The sequence below is a fragment of the Micromonospora sp. NPDC049529 genome, assembly GCF_055586685.1.
In genome coordinates this window covers 100,765-120,663 of record NZ_JBVJHT010000016.1, presented here as the reverse complement: position 1 = coordinate 120,663, position 19,899 = coordinate 100,765, and the positions used below count along the sequence as shown (strand labels likewise).

The 19,899-nt window shown below is 69.0% G+C and carries 15 protein-coding genes; 13 read left to right on the top strand and 2 right to left on the bottom strand.

The annotated features are described in order from the left end of the window. Positions 1–417 precede the first annotated feature (417 nt). Positions 418–1,800, top strand: a complete 1,383-nt coding sequence (locus ACZ6QQ_RS26650) for an RICIN domain-containing protein (RefSeq protein ID WP_465879965.1) — start codon at positions 418–420, stop codon at positions 1,798–1,800. A gap of 195 nt (positions 1,801–1,995) precedes the next feature. Here the strand turns inward: ACZ6QQ_RS26650 and ACZ6QQ_RS26645 are convergent, their stop codons facing one another. Next, on the bottom strand, positions 1,996–2,766 hold the full coding sequence (locus tag ACZ6QQ_RS26645) for a FadR/GntR family transcriptional regulator (RefSeq protein WP_465879964.1): 771 nt from the start codon (positions 2,764–2,766) through the stop codon (positions 1,996–1,998). Between the two features lie 148 nt (positions 2,767–2,914). Between ACZ6QQ_RS26645 and ACZ6QQ_RS26640 the strand changes: the two genes are divergently transcribed. From ACZ6QQ_RS26640 to ACZ6QQ_RS26610, 7 genes are all read left to right on the top strand, one after another. Continuing rightward, positions 2,915–4,180, top strand: a complete 1,266-nt coding sequence (locus ACZ6QQ_RS26640) for an ABC transporter substrate-binding protein (protein ID WP_465879962.1) — start codon at positions 2,915–2,917, stop codon at positions 4,178–4,180. A 184-nt stretch (positions 4,181–4,364) separates the two neighbouring features. After that, positions 4,365–5,168, top strand: a complete 804-nt coding sequence (locus tag ACZ6QQ_RS26635; protein ID WP_465879961.1) for a carbohydrate ABC transporter permease — start codon at positions 4,365–4,367, stop codon at positions 5,166–5,168. After that, positions 5,168–5,995, top strand: a complete 828-nt coding sequence (locus ACZ6QQ_RS26630) for a carbohydrate ABC transporter permease (RefSeq protein WP_465879959.1) — start codon at positions 5,168–5,170, stop codon at positions 5,993–5,995. Before ACZ6QQ_RS26635 ends, ACZ6QQ_RS26630 begins: the two co-directional genes overlap by 1 nt. A gap of 1 nt (position 5,996) precedes the next feature. Continuing rightward, positions 5,997–7,220 carry a mandelate racemase/muconate lactonizing enzyme family protein gene (locus ACZ6QQ_RS26625; protein ID WP_465879958.1) on the top strand — a complete coding sequence of 408 codons (1,224 nt, stop codon included), beginning with the start codon at positions 5,997–5,999 and terminating at the stop codon, positions 7,218–7,220. A 213-nt stretch (positions 7,221–7,433) separates the two neighbouring features. Then, positions 7,434–8,459, top strand: coding sequence for a zinc-dependent alcohol dehydrogenase (locus tag ACZ6QQ_RS26620; protein WP_465879957.1), 1,026 nt, complete (start codon positions 7,434–7,436; stop codon positions 8,457–8,459). After that, positions 8,459–9,217, top strand: a complete 759-nt coding sequence (locus tag ACZ6QQ_RS26615; RefSeq protein ID WP_465880048.1) for an SDR family NAD(P)-dependent oxidoreductase — start codon at positions 8,459–8,461, stop codon at positions 9,215–9,217. Before ACZ6QQ_RS26620 ends, ACZ6QQ_RS26615 begins: the two co-directional genes overlap by 1 nt. Then, the gene (locus ACZ6QQ_RS26610) at positions 9,214–10,089 is read left to right on the top strand and encodes an amidohydrolase family protein (RefSeq protein ID WP_465879956.1); all 876 of its coding nucleotides are present in this window, start codon (positions 9,214–9,216) and stop codon (positions 10,087–10,089) included. Before ACZ6QQ_RS26615 ends, ACZ6QQ_RS26610 begins: the two co-directional genes overlap by 4 nt. Before the next feature lie 222 nt (positions 10,090–10,311). Here ACZ6QQ_RS26610 and ACZ6QQ_RS26605 read toward each other — a convergent pair whose 3' ends face one another. Next, positions 10,312–13,857 (bottom strand): ThuA domain-containing protein, encoded by a 3,546-nt coding sequence (locus ACZ6QQ_RS26605; RefSeq protein ID WP_465879955.1) that lies wholly within the window; start codon positions 13,855–13,857, stop codon positions 10,312–10,314. 522 nt (positions 13,858–14,379) lie between these two features. On the opposite strand from ACZ6QQ_RS26605, the gene ACZ6QQ_RS26600 reads away from it, so the two are divergent. From ACZ6QQ_RS26600 to ACZ6QQ_RS26580, 5 genes are read left to right on the top strand one after another with little or no spacing between them, the layout of a single operon-like run. Continuing rightward, positions 14,380–15,891 carry a sugar ABC transporter ATP-binding protein gene (locus tag ACZ6QQ_RS26600; protein WP_465879953.1) on the top strand — a complete coding sequence of 504 codons (1,512 nt, stop codon included), beginning with the start codon at positions 14,380–14,382 and terminating at the stop codon, positions 15,889–15,891. After that, a complete protein-coding gene (locus ACZ6QQ_RS26595) occupies positions 15,888–16,862 on the top strand; it encodes an ABC transporter permease (protein ID WP_465879952.1) in 975 nt (324 codons plus the stop codon). Before ACZ6QQ_RS26600 ends, ACZ6QQ_RS26595 begins: the two co-directional genes overlap by 4 nt. Before the next feature lie 2 nt (positions 16,863–16,864). Continuing rightward, a complete protein-coding gene (locus ACZ6QQ_RS26590; protein ID WP_465879951.1) occupies positions 16,865–17,848 on the top strand; it encodes an ABC transporter permease in 984 nt (327 codons plus the stop codon). An 8-nt stretch (positions 17,849–17,856) separates the two neighbouring features. Continuing rightward, on the top strand, positions 17,857–19,041 hold the full coding sequence (locus ACZ6QQ_RS26585; protein WP_465879950.1) for a substrate-binding domain-containing protein: 1,185 nt from the start codon (positions 17,857–17,859) through the stop codon (positions 19,039–19,041). Positions 19,042–19,047: 6 nt separating this feature from the next. Then, entirely contained in the window at positions 19,048–19,899 is an 852-nt protein-coding gene (locus tag ACZ6QQ_RS26580) for a sugar phosphate isomerase/epimerase family protein (protein WP_465879948.1), read from the top strand.

Genomic DNA, 19,899 nt, shown 5'->3' with positions numbered 1-19,899 from the left:
GCGGACAACGGTGTATGCCGAATCGGGCGACCGTTCACCGCTCACGATCAGGGCCGAGTGGAACTGGTCGGGGTGGGCTTGGCGTAAGGCCGAGCCCACCCGGACCACCAGAGGGAATCGTCGACGCCGAGCATGTGATGTTCGACGATGCAACGCTGACTTCTCGCTCGCGGTTCACCTGGCTGCCGGGAGCCTGGTGATGTACCCACGGTCTGCGCGGGCCTGCCTCGATCGCGTGGGTTCGGGTCATGGCCGGAACTCGCGCGCCGCTGGCACCGCTGGTGCGCAGACCCGTGAGCAGCACATTCCTCCCCGCGACATCCCAGCATGCCGACGCCACCACCGGACGCCGGCACACATGGCAGGGCACGCGCGTGCGTTTCTGCTCGTGGGTGACCCCGATCGAAGGAGTGGATCATGAAGATCATCGGTGAGGCCCGTCCCGCCTCTCCGGGTAGACGTCGCTGGCGGTCAGGGTTGGCGGCTGCGGCGGCCGCGATCATGGCGGCCGGCACGTTCGTCGCGGTGGACGTCGCGCCCGCGGCGGCGGCAACCGTGGACACCACCGCGTGGTACGTCCTGGTGAACCGGAACAGCGGCAAGGCGTTGGACCTGTACGGTTCAGCCACCAACGACGGCGCGCGGATCAGTCAGTGGACGCGGAACGACGGTGCGAACCAGCAGTGGCAGTTCGTGGACTCGGGTGGCGGTTACTACCGGCTGAAGTCACGCCACTCGGGCAAGGTCCTCGACGTGCAGAACTGGTCGACCGCCGATGGCGCTGCGATCGCGCAGTGGTCCGACCTCAACGGGACGAACCAGCAGTTCAGGTTGGCCGACTCGGACGGCGGTCACGTCCGGTTGATCAGCCGGCACAGCGGCAAGGTCGTGGAGGTGCAGGGCGCCTCCACCGCCGACGGCGCGAACATCGTGCAGTACTCCGACTGGAACGGCACCAACCAGCAGTGGCAGCTCGCCCGAGTGGACGGTGGCAACCCGCCGTCGGGCGGCACCGGGTGCGGCAAGGCGCCGACGCTGGCCAGCGGCACGCACACGATTCAGAGCAACGGCAAGAGCCGCTCCTTCATCCTGCGGGTGCCCGCCAACTACAACAACAACAACCCCTACCGGCTGATCTTCGCTTTCCACTGGCGGGGCGGCACGATGCAGGAGATCTCCTCGGGTGGCACCAGCGGGACCGCCTGGTCCTACTACGGGCAGCAGGAGCAGTCGAACAACAGTGCGATCCTGGTCGCGCCACAGGGCCTCGGCAACGGCTGGGGCAATGCCGGCGGTGAGGACGTCACCTTCGTCGACGACATGATCAGGCGAATCGAGAGCGATCTCTGTGTCAACCCGAGGCAGCGATTCGCGCTCGGCTTCAGCTGGGGCGGCGGCATGAGCTACGCCCTCGCCTGTGCGCGGGCCGACGTCTTCCGGGGCGTCGCGGTCATCGCCGGTGCGCAGATCAGCGGGTGCAGCGGCGGTACGCAGCCCATCGCGTACTTCGGGCTGCACGGCATCTCCGACAATGTCCTCAACATCTCCCAGGGGCGGTCGCTACGCGACACGTTCGTCCGGAACAACGGTTGCACCGTCCAGAGTCCGCGGGAGCCGGGAGCGGGCAGCCGTACGCACATCACGACCAGCTACTCGGGGTGCAGGGCTGGCTACCCGGTGCAGTGGGCCGCGTTCGACAACGGCCACATGCCCGGGCCGGTGGACGGAACCTACGCCGAGAGTGGCATCACGACCTGGACCAAGGGTGAGATCTGGAGGTTCTTCGCCCAGTTCTCGTGACGCCGGTCGACGCCGTGGCCGACGCCGAAGTCGAGCGGCGGCGCCTGCTCCCGTACGCCGGGAGTGGGCGCCGCCGTCCGTCCGGCATGACGAAGATCCTGAGCGGGCGCCTGTCGGCGCGATGGGGTTCGTGCACCTACCACCAGCGAGGGATCCGTCCCGCCTTCGCGCGTCGACGATCCGTCGTGCGTCCGGTCAGCGTTGCAGGCGGACCGGCTCGCCCGAACCGCTGCGCCGGACCAGCCACGCCTCGGTGATGTGGGTGAACATCGCCTCGGCGGCCCCGTTCGGGTCGTGGGCGGCGATGAACTCGTAGATGCGCCGATGTCCGCGGTTCGAGGCCACGCACAGGGCGCGTTCGGTCCGGCCCATGTAGCGGGCGGTGTTCATGACCTGACTCTCCAGCGACCGTACGACACCGCGGGCGATGCGGTTCCCGGACGCCTGCATGACGGTGTCATGGAATGTCCGGTCGTGCTCGTGGTACGTGACGTGGTCGTCAACGAGCCCGTCCATCCGGTCCACCAGCGCGCGCAGCCGGTCGAGGGTCTCCTGGTCGGCGAGGCGGGCGGCGACGTTCGCCATGTCGGATTCCAGCACCCGCCGGGTGACGACGACGTCGTCGAGTACGGCGAGACTGTCGTCCCCGACGATGGTGGCCGCGAGGACGAGCTCGTCGAGCATGTCCCAGTCCGACGGCGGGTTGACCATGGTGCCGGCCCCCTGGCGGACCTGCACCAGCCCTTTCTCCTGAAGGATCTTCACTGCCTCCCGGACGACGGTCCGGCTCACGGAGAAGGTCTCGCAGAGGACCGGCTCGGGGGGCAGAGACGTCCCGGAGGGGTGGACCCCACTCACGATGCGCTCCACCAACTCGGCGGTGACCGCCCTGGCGAGGTTGGCCGGTCGGCGTACCCATGCCGGGGTCGCCGATGCATTCAGGGCTTTGTCCTGCGGTGGCGTCATGTCCCCCTCCGAATGAATCGCCGTGGCACGACGTCCGTGGCTCAGTGTACGACCGACTATTGACGTCACACGTCATACGGATTACGTTCCGGTCAATGATGGCGCGACGGCGCGTCCGTCGGCCACCCCACTCTCAGAGGTGACAGCGATGAAACAGCGAGCAATGTGGTCGGCAGTCCTCGTTGCGGGGCTGGCGTTGGCCGGCTGTGGGAGCGCCGCCGATTCAGGCTCGTCCTCGGGCGGATCGGACGGCAAGCTGGTGGTGTGGGATTGGAAGTCCGGCGAGGCGTTCGCCGCGTCCTACCTCAAAGAGGCGAAGGCCGACTTCGCGAAGAAGCACCCGGATGTCAAGGTCGAGTTCGTCGCGCAGCCGTTCGACCAGTACTACACGCTGCTCGGTGCGGCGATCCAGTCCGGCAAGGGCCCGGACGTCATCCTGTTCAACGGCGGAGGCCAGATCCGCGACCGGGTGGACGCGCTGGTGCCGCTGGACGAGTACGTGGGCGGCGACAAGCAACGGCTGGCCGGGTGGGAGGCGTTCACCGAGGACGGCAAGATCTACGCGGGCCCGGTGACGCTGCAGGGTCACCCCATCTACTACAACAAGGCGCTCTACGAGAAGGCCGGGCTCGACCCGGCGAGCCCGGCCACGACGTGGAACGAGTTCGTCGCCGACTGCGCCGCCATCGCCAAGGCCGGCGCCAAGTGCTTCGCCCTCGGCAACAAGGAGGGCGCCGGCATCCAGTTCTGGCTTTCGAGCCTGGCCTCGGGCATCCTCACCGCTCAGGAGTACGACGACTGGATCGCCGGGAAGCGCGACTGGAACTCCGCCAACGTCAAGCGGGTCTTCCAACTCTGGAAGGAGGCCGGCGACGCGGGACTGAACAACGACGGGGCCAACTCGACCGCGATGTTCAACGACTCCTTCGCGCTCTTCCAGTCGGGCAAGGCGGCCCACGTCATGGGGCTGATGTCGGACGTGGGGCACTGGAAGGACTTCAACGAGTTCCTGACGGCCGACAAGCTCGGCGTGATGGACGCTCCGGTAGTCACCGCCGGGACCACCCCGAGCCTCGCCTACGACGGTGGTATCGGCTACGGGGTCGCCAAATGGACGAAGGACCCGAAGGTGGCCGCCGACCTTGTGCGATCCCTGACCTCGACCGACGCGCTGAAGGCCTTCTACGCCGACGCCGGCGCGATCGCCGCCGACACCACGATCGACGTGTCACAGGGCGGACCGGCTGTTGCCACGATCGTCTCCGAGCTCAAGGGCGGCAAGCCCGCCCTGCATGTGGCGCTGTCCTCGAAGACCCTGGACCTGATGGGGCGGCTCTCCCAGCAGCTGCTCAGTGGTTCGGTCACCGTCGACGAGGTGGTGAAGCAACTGGCCGCTTCCGACCAGGCGGGCTGAACTCGTGCCGATCGGGAATGCGCACCCGTCGGTCCGTCCGGCTGAAACCGGACGGACCGACGGGGAGGTGGCTGGGTCATCCGCTGAGCGGGACGGTGCCCGCACCCGGCGCGCCGGTCGTGGGGGCTCGCGCGCCGAGCGCCTTGCTCCCTACGTCCTGGTCGCCCCGGCCGTCCTGACAATCGTGGCGCTGCGGCTCTACCCGCTGCTCCTCGGAGTCAACTTCTCGTTCACCGGCGACGGCGAGCAGAACGGGCGGGCGGTTGGTTTCGACAACTACCGTGAGCTGCTCGGCGATCCGCTGTTCCAGACCGCGCTGGGCAACGTCGGGCTGCTGGTGCTGCTGCTCCCGGTGGCGGTGGCGATCCCCGGGCTGCTCGCGACATTCATCTACCTGAGGGTGCCCGGCCACCGGTTCTACCGCAGCGTCTACTTCTTTCCGGCGGTGCTCTCCCCGGTCATCGTCGGCGCGATCTTCAACCTGCTGCTCGCCTTCGACGGTCCCCTCAACGCCGTACTCGGGTCGGTCGGGGTCGGTCCGGTGGACTGGCTGGGGGACCCGGATCTTGCGATGTTCATGGTGGTCGGCGTGCACATCTGGGCCACCTTCGGAATGGGCCTGGTGGTGTTCCTCGCCGGGTTCGCGACCCTGGACTCCGCGCTTCTGGACGCGGCCCGGGTGGACGGGGCGTCACTACCCCAGGTCGTCTGGCACGTGATCATTCCGAGCCTCACGCGCACCATTCAGTTCGTCTTCGTGACCACGATGATCGGGATGCTGACCTCCATGTTCGGGCTGCTGTTCGTTATGACCAGCGGTGGCCCGGAGGGATCGACGTACCTGCCGGAGTACTACATCTGGATCCAACAGGGCCAGATGAACCGACCGGCCCTCGCGTCGGCCGCGTCGACGATTCTCTTCGTCATCATGCTCGTCGTGGGAATGCTGCAGATCAAACTGCTCGAGCGAGCGGGAAGGGACAAGTGATGTCTCGCCTTCGTCTGGGCCGTTGGGTGGTGGCCATCCCGATGTCGCTGCTCGCGCTGGCGACGATCTACCCCCTGCTGTTCACCGTCAACGTCGCGATGAAGACGCGGCGTGACTATATCCTCGACCGGTTCTCCCTGACCGATGCCCTGCGTTGGGAGAACATCAGCACGGCGTGGAACAGCGTCGGCCTGGGCCGCTACTTCGCCAATTCCCTGCTCGTGGTGACGTCGTCGGTGGTGCTGTTGCTGCTGCTCGGGTCGATGGCCGGCTTCGCCCTGAGTCAGCTGCGCTTCCGTGGTTCGTCGGTGCTGTTCCTGGGCTGCCTCGCGGGACTGTTCGTCCCGTTTCAGGTGATCATGGTGCCGCTCGCCCGGATCATGGCTGACACCGCGCTCATCGACACGTACCCCGGGCTTGTTCTCGTCTACGTGGCCCAGTTCCTGCCCTTCACCGTCTTCCTGATGACGAGCTACTACCGGGGCATTCCGCCGGAGATCATTGACGCGGCCAGGATCGACGGCAACAGCGTGTACGGCGTGTACCGCCGGATCATGCTGCCCCTCGGCACCCCGGCACTGCTGTCGGTCGGCATCCTCAACGCCCTGTTCTGCTGGAACGACGTCCTCATGTCGCTGGTGATGATGCCCTCGGCCGACCACCGGACGCTGATGGTGGGTGTGACCTCGTTGCGGGGGCAGTACTCCGACGACATTCCCACCTTCGCCTCGGGTGTGCTGATCGCCGCGATTCCCGTCCTGCTGGTCTACCTCTTCCTCCAGCGCCAGATCGCCGACGGCGTCGCCGCCGGTTCCACGAAGGGTTGACATGCGGATCACCGGATATCGGACGCTGTCCACTGTCCAGGAATGGGGTCGGCCCGTCGGCGACGCCAACGGCGTGTTCGCCGACGGGGTGGTCCCGGTGCCGATCGTCATCGTCGAGACCGACGAGGGTATCTCCGGGATCGGACTCGGACCGCACGTCGAGATCGAGCGTATTTTCGCGGCCATCGACGGCGAAGACCCCCGCGCGGTGACGACCCTCTACGACCGCATGCTGCGGCACACCTTCAAGGCCGGGCACGCGGGTCCGGTGTTCGGCACCATCGGCGCGCTCGACACCGCCCTGTGGGACATCAAGGCGCAGGCCGCCGGCGAGCCGCTGTGGCGGCTGCTGGGCGGACGCGACCGGCGGGTCCCCGCCTACGCGTCCGGCCTGGACATCGGGCTGACCGACGACGAACTCGTCTCGACCTACGAGGTCTACGCCCGGCACGGGCTGCGAGCCGCCAAGCTCAAGGGCGGCCTCGACATCGAGCGCGACCGGCACCGCCTCTGCCTGGTCAGGGAGGTCCTGACCGAGGCCGGGCACGGACTGCGGCCGGGCCTGATGCTCGACGTGAACGAGGCCTGGACCCGCAAGCAGGCCGTACGGCACGTCTGCGAACTCGAACGCACCCTCGACCTCATCTGGATCGAGGAGCCCGTCCGGCGCTGGGACGCGGAGGGTCTCGCCACGGTCGGCCGAGGAATTCGCGCGTCGGTCGCGACCGGAGAGAACCTTACCGGGCTCGAACAGTACCGCCCGCTGATCACCGCGGGCGCGGTCGACATCGTCCAGATGGCCGCCGTCTGGGGGGTCACCCACTTCCTGCGGGCGTCCGCCCTGGCGCACGCCCACGACCTGCCGGTCAGCCCGATCGGCAACAGTCCGGTCGGACTGCTGCACGCCGCGACATCGGTGCCGAACCACCTGACCAGCGAGCTGCAGGACCTGCATCCACCGGTCGGCCTCTCCATCGACCTGCACGTCGAGGACGGCGCCTTCGTCCTCGGAGACTCGCCCGGACTGGGCGTCCTGGTCGACGAGGACCGGATTCGGGAGGCCAGGCGCCGCCCGGAGACGCAGGCGACCGAGGGCCCCAACGTCCGGCCGGAGCGGGCCGGACGACGGCTGCTGGCCGGGGTCGACGGGATCGCGCCCGCACATCAGGTTCCCGTCGTGCCGCTGAATTCCCACAGCCCGGTGTCGCCCACCGCACACCACTGACCTGGACGGCAACGCCTACCCGGACGCGTTCAGCGGGCCGTCCGGGCCGGGGCGCCGGCCGGGTCCGCCCGGTCAGCTCCGGTACGGGGGTGCCGGTTTCAGCACGAGCTACCGCCAGACCAACGAGATCGCGGGTGCGCCGCCAACGGTGGTGCACCCACGACCATGCCCGGTCGGGACGACCGACGTACCGACCGCCGAGACGGAGGATCGATGAAGGCAGTCGTCTACCGGGGTGCGCGGCACCTCGGGATCGAGGAACGTGAACCGGAACCACCGGGTCGCGGCCAGGTGCGGATCGCGGTGGCGTACACCGGGATCTGCGGCACCGACCTGCACATCTACCACGGGGACATGGACGCCCGGGTCGGCCCTTCGGCGATCATCGGGCACGAGATGTCCGGGCGGATCGCGGCCGTCGGCGAGGACGCCACCGGTTGGACGGTCGGACAGGCCGTGACGGTGATGCCAACCCGGTCGTGCGGACGGTGCGCGGCCTGCCGGCACGGGAACTCCCACGTTTGCCACGCGATGAATTTCCTCGGCATCGACTCGCCAGGCGCCATGCAGTCCTTCTGGAACGTGCCGGCGGAACTGGTCCTGCCGCTCCCCGAGGAACTGCCGCTCGACCACGCGGCGCTCGTCGAACCGGTCGCGGTCGCGGTGCACGACGTACGGCGGGGGAAGGTGACCGCCGACGACCTGGTGGTCGTGGTCGGGGGTGGGCCGATAGGGGCTCTCATCGCCGCCGTCGCCCGGGGCCGCGGCGCGCAGGTGCTCCTCATCGAGCCGGACCCGTTCCGGCGTGCGGTCGCGGGAGAAATCGGGATCGACGTCGTCGACCCGGGTACGACCGACGTCGTGGCGTTGGTGAACGACCGCACCGAGGGCGCGGGTGCCGACGTTGCCTTCGAGGTGTCCGGCTCCGCCGCCGGGGTCGCCACGGCGGTCGACGTTCTGACCACTCGCGGTCGGCTGGTGATGGTCGCGATCCACCCCCAACCCCGGGAGGTGAACCTGCACCGGTTCTTCTGGCGGGAGTTGGAGTTGCTCGGTGCTCGCCTGTACCAGCGCGACGACATGGTGGAGGCGATCCGGTTGGTGGCCTCCGGCGCGATTCCGGCGCGACAGCTCATCTCCCGGATCGAACCCGTCGAGGCGGCCGCCGCCGCGTTCACGGCCCTGGAGGGTGGCGGCGTCATGAAGGTCCTGCTCGACCTGGGGGAGGGCAACCGGTGATGGACCTGTTCGACCTGTCCGGACGGACCGCCGTCGTGACCGGCGCCCGGCGCGGAATCGGTCTTGCCATGGCCGAGGCCCTGGCCCTGGCCGGTGCCGACGTCGTCGGCGTCTCCGCCCGGATGGAAGCGCATGGAAGCGAGGTGGAACGCCGGGTCGGGGCCGCCGGCCGCCGGTTCACCGCGCTGCGGGCCGATCTCGCCGACCGGGCGGACGTGCACCGGCTGGTCCGCGACCTCACCGCGCTCGGGCCGATCGACATCCTGGTGAACAACGGCGGCACGATTGCCCGTACCCCGGCCGCCGACCACCCGGACGAGATGTGGGACCACGTGATCGAGGTGAACCTGAGCAGCCAGTTCGTGCTGAGCCGGGAGATCGGCAGGGCGATGGTCGAGCGTGGCCGAGGAAAGATCATTTTCACCGCGTCGCTGCTGAGTTTCCAGGGTGGCATCACCGTTCCCGGCTACGCCGCGTCGAAGTCGGGCGTGGCCGGGCTGACCAAGGCGCTGGCGAACGAGTGGGCGGCCAGCGGGGTCAACGTCAACGCCATCGCCCCCGGCTACATCGCCACCGACAACACCCAGGCGCTGCGCGACGATCCCGACCGGGAACGGGCGATCCTCACCCGGATTCCGGCGGCCCGGTGGGGCCGCGCCGACGATCTCGGCGGCGCCACGGTGTTTCTGGCGTCGGCGGCGTCGGACTACGTCAACGGAGTCGTGCTGCCCGTCGACGGCGGCTGGCTCGGCCGATGACGGGCGAGCAGGCGCCCGGACGGGCCGGGATCGTCGACGCACACCACCACCTCTGGGTCCGGGCGCGACACCCGCAGCCGTGGATCGATCCGGTGACCATGGCGGCCATCGACGCCGACTTCGAGCCGGTCGACCTCACCCCGCTGGCCCGGGCCGCCGGGGTCACCTCGACCGTAGTGGTGCAGTCCATCGCCTCGGAGGCAGAGACGGTGGACCTGCTGGGCGTTGCGGCCGACAACACCCTCGTCCGTGGGGTCGTCGGCTGGGTGGACCTGACGGCCGACGACGTCGTCGACCGCATCAGGCGCCTGCGGGCAGGACGGGGCGGGGACCGCCTCGTCGGCATCCGCCACCTCGTGCAGGGCGAGACCGACCCGGCGTACCTGGACCGCCCGGACGTCCGCCGGGGGATCGCGGCGGTGGGAGCCGCCGGCCTGGTCTTCGATCTGCTGGTCCGCCAGCACCAGTTACCCATGGCCGTGCGTCTGACGCAGGACCTGCCCGAGGTGAGCTTCGTTCTCGACCATCTGGGCAAGCCCGCGCTGGGCCGTCCGGAGATGGCGGACTGGAGCCGGGAACTGCGGGCGCTGGCGGCCTCGCCCAACACCACGGCGAAGCTCTCCGGTCTGGTGACCGAGGTGCAGGGATCGCCCTGGACGCCGGGCGACCTCCGACCGGCCGTCGACCACGCGCTCGACGTGTTCGGCCCGGATCGGCTGATGTTCGGCTCGGACTGGCCGGTGTGCCTGCTCGCCGCCTCGTACTCGCGGTGGGTCGAGGTCCTGGCGGAGTTGCTGGGGGACCCCGGTGGAGCCGACCAGGCGCTGTGGGGGGACACGGCGCGTCGTGTCTACCGGCTGGGGGCGTCCTGAGGGCGTGGGCACCGCCACGTCGCCCGGCGGTACGCCGCACCGAACCGGGCTTCGGTGCGACCGGCCACACCTGTCCGGGGCGGGTCAGCTCCGCCCGACCTCGTCGCGGTTGACGGCGACCTCGTCGCGGTTGACGGCGACGTCCCGGTCGGGACCGGCTCCGTTTCGTCGGATGCCGGTCCCGACCGGACCGTCACTGGCTACCGCGGTAGCCGTTGTTGGTCAGGCCAGGCTGAACCGCCACTGCTGGTTGGTGGACCCGAGGCAGTTCCACTGCAACAGCCGGGCGCCGTCGCTGGTGGCGGCGCTGGCGACATCCACGCAGAGCCCGCTCAGCGCGCTCGTCAGGGTGTACACCCCGGTGGTCGCCGTCGTCCCGGCGGTGAATTTCTGCTGGTTGCTGTTGTTGCAGGTGGCCTGCTGGAGGAAGGCGCCCGCCGTGGTGGAGCCGCCGGTCACCTCGACGCACTTGCCGCTGTGGACCGCCTTCAGGTAGATCGCACCACTGCCGGCGTCGACGGCCTGCCACTTCTGGTTGTTGCCGCCGGTGGCCGCCCACTGGTGGATCTGGGCGCCGTCGGCGGTGGACACGCCGCTGACGTCCATCAGCTTGCCGCTGTGCGACGCGGTGAGCGTCCAGGTCCGGCCCGCTACGCCGCCGGTGTTGGGTACGCCGACGCCGGCGCCACCGAAGGTGTGCGAGTCGAGGTCGAACCAGTTGTTCGCGCTGCCCTTGAACACCAGGTAGAGCGTCTGGGTTCCGGAGAGGGCGGCAACGTTCACCGGTGGCGTGGACTGGTAGTTGTCCCATCCACCGGTGCTGGGCACGGGTGTGGTGGCGAGCAGGGTGCCGGTCGGCGAGCCGGCGCGCAGCTCGATGGAGCCGCCACCGGAGGGCGACGACAGCCGGTAGCTGACGTTCGTGATGCCCGACAGGCTCATCGGGGTGAACGCCACCCAGTCGTTGTTGGAGATGTCCCCGACGCGCTTGCCGCTCTCCGCGCCGGCCTGGTCGACGATCCGGGTGCCGGACTGGCTGCTGTAGTACTCGGCCTGCTTGTGCTTGGGCTGGAGGATCGCCTGTCCGTAGCCGGTGAGCGGAGCCGCGCCACCCGCGCCGCCGTTGTCGGTGTACCGCGCGTTCAGCACGTAGAACAGGTTGGCGCCGTCGGGGTGTCCGCCGAGCAGGTCGGTGGAGATGGTGCCCGAGCAGCCCGGATATTCCGTGGTCTCGTGCGCGTGGTCGTCGTGCCCGAGCGCCGGGTTGAGGACCACCTTGGCGCAGTCGATCGGGTCGCCGCCCGGGTCGGAGACGCTGATCTGGTACGAGACCCGGTCACCGAAGGTGAGCATGCCGCCGTTCGACGGGGTGGTGATGGTGACCACCGGTGCGGTGTTGCCGACGGTGATCTGGACGTTGGCGAAGCCGGTCTTGCCGGTGTTGTCGGTGACTTTCAACTGTGCCGCATAGTTGCCGTTGGTGGTGTAGACGTGTGACGGGTTGGCCGCCGTCGAGATGGTGCCGTCGCCGAACGTCCACTGGTAGCTGAGCGTGTTGCCGGGGTCCGGATCGGCCGTACCGGCACTGCTGAACTGGACGTTGAGCGGTGCGTTGCCGCTGGTGGGAGTGCCGGTGGCCTTGGCGACCGGCGACCGTCCGCCCTGGACGTAGTCGATCCGGTAGAGCCCGGAATCGCTGTTTCCACCGCCGAAATTGGTGCCCCATTCCAGGAGGTAGAGCGAGCCGTCCCGGCCGAACTCCATGTCCATCGGCTTGTTGAACCTCGCCGTCGGCAGGAACGCGTTGGTGCGGGTCACCGCCGTGGCGGAGTCGAAGTGCACCTCCTTGACGTAGCTGCGCGACCACTCGTAGAAGAAGTGGACGCCGTCGTAGTACGGCGGGAACTTCGTGGCGGACGGGTTCGCCGGGTCGTACCGGTAGACCGGACCGCCCATCGGGCCGGAACCGCCGGATCCGAGCTCCGGGAAGGTCGGCGAGGTGCCGTAGCCGTACCACAGGTTGGGCGCGACGATTGGCCGCAGGCTGGTCAGCCCGGTGTTGTTGGGCGAGTTGTTGACCGGTGCGGAGCAGTTGAACTTGGCGCCGACGACGCCGGTGTCCGGGTTGAACGGCGCGTAGGGCTGGTTGTCGCCGTGGCAGAACGGCCAGCCGTAGTTACCCGCCGACTTGATCACGTTGAGCTCGACGAGCCCCTCGGGGCCGCGGTTGGTGGTCGGTGGGTTCCGGTCGGGGCCGTAGTCGGCCAGGTAGACCCAGCCGTTGGCCGGGTCGATCGAGAAGCGGAACGGGTTGCGAAAGCCCATGGCGTAGATTTCCGGCCGGGTCTGTGCCGTTCCCTGCGCGTAGAGGTTGCCCGTCGGGATGGTGTAGCCGCCGCTGGTCGAGGGCCTGATGCGCAGCAGCTTGCCGCGCAGGTCGTTGGTGTTGCCGGCGGTCCGGGCGGCGTCGAGATTGGCCTTGCCCGACCGCCAGTCCAGCGGCGCGTAGCCCTGCCAGTTGGGGTCGAGGTTCGGCGGCGTGTCGTCCCCGGTGCCGATGTAGAGGTTTCCGTCCGGACCGAATTCGATGTACCCGCCGGTGTGGCCGGGTTCCGGGAACGTGCGGTCACGGTACGCCGGGATGTCGATGATCCGGACCTCGCTGGACAGGTTGAGCGTGTCGCCGGTGAGCGTGTAACGGGAGACGCGGTTGACGTCGGTCGTGCTGCTCGACGGCGAGTGGTACAGGTACACGTGGCCGTTGCTGGCGAAGTTCGGGTCGAGCGCCATCCCGGTGAGGCCGTCCTCGCCGCCGGTGTAGACGCTGAGTGTGGCCGCGGTGACGGTGCTGTTCGTGCTGGGCTTGAAAATCTTGACCTGTCCGCCCCGCTGGACGTAGAGGACCCGCCCGTCCGGTGCCACGGCCAGCGCCATCGGGTCGACGGTGTTGTCGTCGAGGGCACGTTTCTCGAAGTTGCCCCAGACGGTGCCGCCGCAGTCGCCGGCCTCGTTGCCGGCCGCCCACTTGACCCCACCGAGGACGTGGTTGCGGAAGTACGTCTCACTGTACGACTCGGCGGCGTGCCCCATGGCGGTGGTCCAGACCCGGCCGGAGGCGACGTTGCGGCACCAGGAGATCGGATGGTCCGGCCCCATCGCCCGTGATCCCGGGTTGTACGTCCGCTCGTCGGCGGTCACCAGGACGTGGACGTCGCCGCGGGGGTTGCGGTCGAAGTTGTACCACTCCTCGCTGCGGTTCCAGCGGTCCGGCAGGCCGGCCGTGGACGGGTGCTTCTTGTCGGCGACGATGGCGGTGCCGGGCAGTACGCCGGGGGAGTGTTCCGGCATGTGCGCGCCGGCGTTCACGGTCTGGTCCCACCACGGGTACTCGGCTTCGATGCCCATGTCCGTGGCGTTGTGGATGGCGACGATTCCCTTACCGCTGGCGAGGAAACCCTCCACCGCCTGGCGTTGGGCCGCCGAGGTCCACACCATGCCCGAGGTCTGGAACATGATGAGGACGTCGAAGGTGGCGAGGTTGGCGGCGGTGAAGACGTTCGAGTCCTCGCTGTGTACCAGCTCGAAGTTGTTCGCGGTCGCCTGCTGCTGGAACATCGAGACCCCGGCGGGGATCGAGTCGTGTCGGTAGCCGGTGGTCTTGGTGAACAGCAGGGCTCGGAAGGCCGGGGCCGCCGATGCCGGTTGGACGAGCGCGAGCGAGAGTAACAGGCCCGCGATCAACCCGATGATCAATGTCTTGCGACGCATGCCGTCTCCTAGTGTGGGCGGGCAACGAGATTGCGACCACGGGCCCCACGGCGCGTCAGGTTGTGCCTGGACGCGCGAGGGGGCACGAGTGTGCCGGTTGGTCGTCGTGCCGTCCGCCGCAACGGCAGTCAGCCCCTGCAGGACGTCACACAGCGTGGCATGGGCTGTGTTCTCGTCCCGTGGTCTGTGAGGTCAGGATGCGCTAGGCATCGATGGGTGTCAATGGCCTGATCAATGTCCCGGGTCTCCGCCGGGGGTGGGGTGAAGATGTCCGGTTTCCTCGGCCGGCGCCGCAACCGGTCCGGTGGCGGGCCTGGTGATCGGCTCAGGTCGAGGATTGCGGACCCGCATCCAAACATCTATCTTCATACGTGTGATGTTTCGGCCATGTCAAGGCAATGTTTGCAACGCAAGCACATAAGCCTGCGTGGTGACATGCGGAAGCTCGTCGTCCAGCGCCCCGAACGGCTTCGGGGCGGTGCACGGATCTCGTCGGTGACTACTTTCTGTGAGGGTTCTCGGATGTCAGATCCACGGCCGGCGCCGCTGCTCGCCCTGCGCGGCATCGGCAAGTCCTTCCTCGGGGTACGCGTCCTCGACGGTGTCGACCTGGAGGTCGCGCCGGGCGAGGTCCACGCCGTCGTCGGTGAGAACGGCGCGGGGAAGTCCACCCTCATGAAGATCGTCTCGGGTGGGTACGTCCCGGACGAGGGCACCGTCGAGTTCGCGGGCGTTCCGCGCGCGTTCCGTGGTCCACGCGACGCGCAGCGGGCCGGCATCGGCATCATCCACCAGGAGTTCAACCTCCTGCCGGAGCGCACCGTCGCGGAGAACGTCTACCTTGGGCACGAGCCGGTACGGCGTGGCCTGGTCGACCGTCGGCAGATGCTCAGCCGCACCACTCAACTGCTTGCCTCGATCGGGGAGACCGCGTTGCCGGCCGACGCCCGGGTGGGGCGCCTCGGCGTCGCGCAGCAGCAGGTGGTCGAGATCGCCAAGGCACTCGCCCTCGACGCGCGGCTGCTCATCATGGACGAACCGACCGCGGCGCTGGCCGACCACGAGGTCGAACTGCTCTACCGGCTGGTACGCCGGCTCCAGGAACGCGACATCGGCCTGCTGTACGTCTCGCACCGGCTCACCGAGGTCTTCGACCTGTCCGGCCGGATCACGGTCCTGAAGGACGGCCGTCGGGTGACCACCCTGCACACCCCGGACACCAACGCCGACGAGCTGGTGCGGCACATGGTCGGCCGGGAGCTGTCCAGTTACTACCCGGACCGGGCCAGCCCCGACGACCTCGGTCAGGTCCGACTCACCGTCCGCGGCGGGGGAAACAGGAAGTTGCGCAGCGTGGACCTGGAACTGCGCGCGGGGGAGGTGCTGGGCGTCGGCGGCCTCCAGGGCTCCGGGCGATCGGCGCTGGCCCGTGCGCTCTTCGGCGTATCCCCGTTCACGACCGGCGAGGTCACGCTGGACGGCAAGCCGGTCCGGCTGCGCTCGCCGCGCGCCGCCATGCTGGCCGGCGTCGCCTATGTCACCGAGGACCGCAAGGGTGAAGGCATCGTCGCCCGGCAGTCGGTGCTCGACAACGCGCTGCTCGCCAGCCGGGCCGTCTTCGCGGCTCGGTCCGGCCGCGCCGCCCGGACCGTTCGGGTCCGTGAACTGCTCGCCGCGGTGGAGGTCCGCGCCGCCGGCGACGACCAGGAAATCCGCTTCCTGTCCGGCGGCAACCAGCAGAAGGTCGTGCTGGCCCGATGGCTCGCGATCAACCCGCTGATCCTGCTGTTCGACGAGCCGACCCGGGGCATCGACGTAGGCGCGAAGTCGGCCATCCACGACCTCGTCCGCCGCCTCGCCCACGACGGGGCGGCCATACTGATGATCTCGTCCGACCTGCCGGAACTGCTGGGGATGAGCGACCGGATCGTCGTCATGCGCGACGGCCGCATCGCGGGCGAGCTGCCCGCCGGTGCGACCGAGGAGGACGTCGTCGCCCTGGCGGTCGGGACCGTACGGGAGGCGGCCGCGTGAGCGTCCTGTCGCTCCTGCCGGCCCGACGCCCCGTACCGGGCGTGTTCGTGGCCCTGACCCTCACCCTCGCGATCGGGTGGCTGGTCGTCATGGTCGACGGCGGTCAGCTGTTCAACCAGTCGACGACGGTGAGTCTGCTGCATGTCGCCGCCGGGCTGGGGCTCGTCGCCGTCGGACAGACCCTGGTCATCCTCGGCGGCTCGCTCGACCTCTCAGTGGCGTACGTGATCAGCCTGAGCACCCTCGTCGCGGCCGAGACCATGAACGGCAGCGACGCGGCGCTGCTGCCGGCGATCGGCCTGGCACTCACCCTCAGCGCCGGCATCGGCCTGGTCAACGGCCTGCTTGTCACGAAGGTGCGGATAAACGCCTTCATCGCGACCCTCGGCGTCGGCCTGCTGCTCAAGGGATACCTCGACAGCGGCTACGACGGTCCGGCCGGCACCACCTCACCCACGCTCGTGCAGACCCTCGGCTACCAGCGCGTCGGACCGGTACCGCTGTCCTTCCTGTTGCTGCTCGTCGTCACCGGGGCAGCGTGGTTCGCGCTCTCGCGGACCCGGTTCGGCCACCACCTGGTCGCCGTCGGCGGCGACCAGGAGGTCGCCCGGCTCTCCGGCGTCCGCAACGACCGGGTCCTCGTCACCGCCCATGTGCTCTGCTCGCTCTGCGCCGGGCTGGCCGGCATCTACCTCGCCAGCCGGCTCGGCTCGGGGGCACCCCGGGTGGGCACCGAGGGCCTCTACGACCTGGAGTCGATCGCCGCCGTGGTACTCGGCGGGACCGCCCTCGCCGGCGGGCGCGGCGGCGTCATCGGCACCGTCGGCGGAGTTCTGCTGCTCGCCAGCATCGACGCCATCTTCAACCAGCTTGAGGTGGACGCCTTCTTCAAGCAGGTGGTCAGGGGCGCCATCATCATCGCCGCGGTCGCCGTCTACGCCCGCCGGGCCTCGCGAAAGGCGGCGTCATAGCCATGCAGATCGCCCAACGCCGTCCGCTGCCGCTGCGACTCCTGCGGGTACGCCCCGGGGGCGTCCTGCCGATCCTCGCGATTCTCGCGGTGTTGCTGGTCCTCCTCGCCGTCCGGCAGCCCGACTTCTTCGCCCCACCGTCGCTGATGTCCTTCCTCGGCCGTTGCGCGCCGGTCATCCTGCTCGCCGCCGGTCAGTACTTCGTGATCGTCTCCGGCGAGTTCGACCTCTCGGTCGGTTCCCTGGTCACCGCCCAGGTTGTCGTCGCCGCCCGGCTGATCGACGGCGACCCGTCGCGGACGTGGCCGGTGGTGCTGGTGCTGCTCGTCGGCGGCGCGCTCGTCGGGTTGGTCAACGGCCTGATCACGACGCGACTGCGGGTGCCGTCGTTCATCACCACCCTCGGCATGTTCCTGATCCTCGTCGGCGCGGTCTACCTCTGGTCCGACGGCGCACCGAAGGGCGGCTTCTCCGAGGAGTTCCGTCAGTTCGGCCGGCGCTCGATCGAGGACGTGCCGGTGCTCGGACGTCTCCCGTACGCCCTGGTTGTCCTGGTGGTCCTCGCGGTGCTGGCGGTGCTGCTGATGCGGTCGGACTTCGGCCGGACACTGGTCGCCGTGGGCGACAACCCGCGCACCGCCGAGCTGAGCGGGGTACGCGTCTGGCGTACCCGGACGATCGCCTTCGTCCTCAGCGGAGTCGCGGCGGCGGTGGCGGCGATCCTGCTGGGTGGCTACAGCGGCGTGTCGTTCCAGGCCGGCGCCGGCCTGGAGTTCGGTGCGATCACCGCGGTCGTCCTCGGCGGCGTCGCGCTGGGCGGGGGGCGCGGCTCGGTCGTCGGAGCGATGCTCGGTGCGCTGACCCTCGAACTCCTGTTCACCCTCATGAATTTCTACGGCGTCTCCGGCGCCCTCAGGTCGACCGTCCAGGGCGCGATCATCCTGCTCGCCGTGGCGGTCTCGGCAACACGATCTTCGTTGAGATAAGGGGAATCATGGTACGACGTTCCATGGCGGCGCTGGCGGCCGTCACTCTGCTGTCCCTCGCCGGCTGTGCCACCGACGAGCCGACCGCGAGCCCCTCGGGCAGCGCCTCCGCTGCCGGATCGGGCACCGGGGACCAGTCGAAGTTCTTCGTGGAGGCCGACCACCAAGCCGAGATCTCGCTGCTCGACGCCGCCCCGACCGGGCCGGCCGACAAGCCGTGGGAACAGGTGCTCAACCCCACGATGGTGGACACCGCGAAGTTCAAGAAGGACGGCCCGTACAAGATCTGCTTCTCCAACGCGGCGCTCAACAATCCCTGGCGACAGGTCGGATTCAAGACCATGCAGGCCGAGGTCGAGGCGCAGCGCAGCCGCATCAAGGAGTTCGTGCACGTCGACGCCGAAGGCAAGGACCAGAAGCAGATCGCGGACATCAACGACCTGCTCGGCAAGAGTTGCGACGCACTCATCGTCTCGCCGAACACCACCGCCACGCTCACCCCGGCCGTCGAGGCGGCCTGCCAGGCGGGCCTGCCGGTTGTCGTGTTCGATCGTGGTGTCAACACGAAGTGCCCGGTGACGTTCATCAACCCGATCGGAGGCTACGGCTTCGGTCACGTCGGAGCCGAGTTCGTCAGCCAGCGGATGAAGCCCGGTGGCAAGGTGCTCGCCCTGCGGATCCTGCCCGGTGTCGACGTCCTGGAGACCCGCTGGTCCGCGGCGAAGGTGGCCTTCGACAAGGCAAAGGTCGACGTCGTCGGGGTCGAGTTCACCGACGGGGACCCGGCCAAGACCAAGAAGATCGTCAACGACTACATCCAGCGGTACGGCACGATCGACGGCGTCTGGATGGACGCGGGGGCGGTCGCCGTCGCTGCCGTCGAGGCGTTCCAGGACGCGGGCAAGCCCGTGCCACCGATCAACGGCGAGGACCAGCTCGACTTCCTGAAGATGTGGAAGGACAAGAAACTCACCGCGATCGCCCCGACCTACCCGACCTACCAGTGGCGCACCCCGATCATCGCCGCACTGCGCATTCTCGACGGCGCCGAGGTGTCCAGCCCGTGGAAGCTGCCCCAGCCGACCATCACCGAAGCCAACCTGGACCAGTACCTCGACCCGAGCATGCCGCCGCTGCACTACGCCATGTGCGGCTGCACCGACCTGCCCGGCTACCCGCAGCGCTGGAAGTAGGTTCCGGTGTACGCCATCGGCGTCAATCCCTGGGTGTGGACCTCGCCGGTCGACGACGAGGCTCTCGCCGAGCTGATCCCACGGATCGCCTCGTTCGGCTTCGACGCGGTCGAACTGCCGATCGAGCAGCCCGGCGACTGGGACCCGGTCCGCACCCGGGACCTGTTGGCGGCGTACGGGCTCGTCGCGGCCGGCGTCTGCGCGGTCACCCCGCCCGGTCGGGACCTGGTGGACGCGGCGCCGGCCGTCGTGGAGTCGACCGTGGCGTACCTGATGGGTTGCGTGGCGAGCGCGGCGGCCGTTGGCGCACCGTGCGTCGGCGGTCCCGTGTACGCCGCGGTCGGCCGCACCTGGCGGATGTCGCCGACGGCTCGCGCGGCCTGCTACGCGGACTTCCGGCGGGCCTTGTCGCCGGTGGCCGAGCAGGCCGGCGAGTGGGGTGTGAGCATCGGTGTCGAGGCGCTGAACCGCTACGAGACGAGCGTCGTCAACACCATCGAGCAGACGATCGAACTGATCGACGGTCTGCCCCCCAACGTCGGCATCATGATCGATACATATCACATGAACATCGAGGAGGCCGATCCCTACGAGGCACTCGCCGTCGCCGGACGGCACATCAAGCACGTCCAGGTCAGCGGGACCGACCGGGGCGCTCCCGGGCGGGACCACTTCGACTGGCCCCGATTCTTCGCCACCCTGCGAGCCACCGGTTATCAGGGCGCGGTCTGCATCGAGTCGTTCACGGCGGAGAACGAGACCATCGCCACCGCCGCGTCGATCTGGCGTCCGTTGGCCGTATCGCAGGACCGTCTCGCCGTGGACGGCCTGCACCACCTGCGGAAGGTCATCGGGTGA

Excerpts from the sequence above, each read along its gene's own strand:
- ACZ6QQ_RS26585 (WP_465879950.1), top strand. The coding sequence starts at position 17,857 with ATGGTACGACGTTCCATGGCGGCGCTGGCGGCCGTCACTCTGCTGTCC.
- ACZ6QQ_RS26590 (WP_465879951.1), top strand. The coding sequence starts at position 16,865 with ATGCAGATCGCCCAACGCCGTCCGCTGCCGCTGCGACTCCTGCGGGTA.
- ACZ6QQ_RS26650 (WP_465879965.1), top strand. The coding sequence starts at position 418 with ATGAAGATCATCGGTGAGGCCCGTCCCGCCTCTCCGGGTAGACGTCGC.
- ACZ6QQ_RS26640 (WP_465879962.1), top strand. The coding sequence starts at position 2,915 with ATGAAACAGCGAGCAATGTGGTCGGCAGTCCTCGTTGCGGGGCTGGCG.
- ACZ6QQ_RS26630 (WP_465879959.1), top strand. The coding sequence starts at position 5,168 with ATGTCTCGCCTTCGTCTGGGCCGTTGGGTGGTGGCCATCCCGATGTCG.
- ACZ6QQ_RS26605 (WP_465879955.1), bottom strand. The coding sequence starts at position 13,857 with ATGCGTCGCAAGACATTGATCATCGGGTTGATCGCGGGCCTGTTACTC.
- ACZ6QQ_RS26620 (WP_465879957.1), top strand. The coding sequence starts at position 7,434 with ATGAAGGCAGTCGTCTACCGGGGTGCGCGGCACCTCGGGATCGAGGAA.
- ACZ6QQ_RS26615 (WP_465880048.1), top strand. The coding sequence starts at position 8,459 with ATGGACCTGTTCGACCTGTCCGGACGGACCGCCGTCGTGACCGGCGCC.
- ACZ6QQ_RS26645 (WP_465879964.1), bottom strand. The coding sequence starts at position 2,766 with ATGACGCCACCGCAGGACAAAGCCCTGAATGCATCGGCGACCCCGGCA.
- ACZ6QQ_RS26625 (WP_465879958.1), top strand. The coding sequence starts at position 5,997 with ATGCGGATCACCGGATATCGGACGCTGTCCACTGTCCAGGAATGGGGT.
- ACZ6QQ_RS26600 (WP_465879953.1), top strand. The coding sequence starts at position 14,380 with ATGTCAGATCCACGGCCGGCGCCGCTGCTCGCCCTGCGCGGCATCGGC.
- ACZ6QQ_RS26610 (WP_465879956.1), top strand. The coding sequence starts at position 9,214 with ATGACGGGCGAGCAGGCGCCCGGACGGGCCGGGATCGTCGACGCACAC.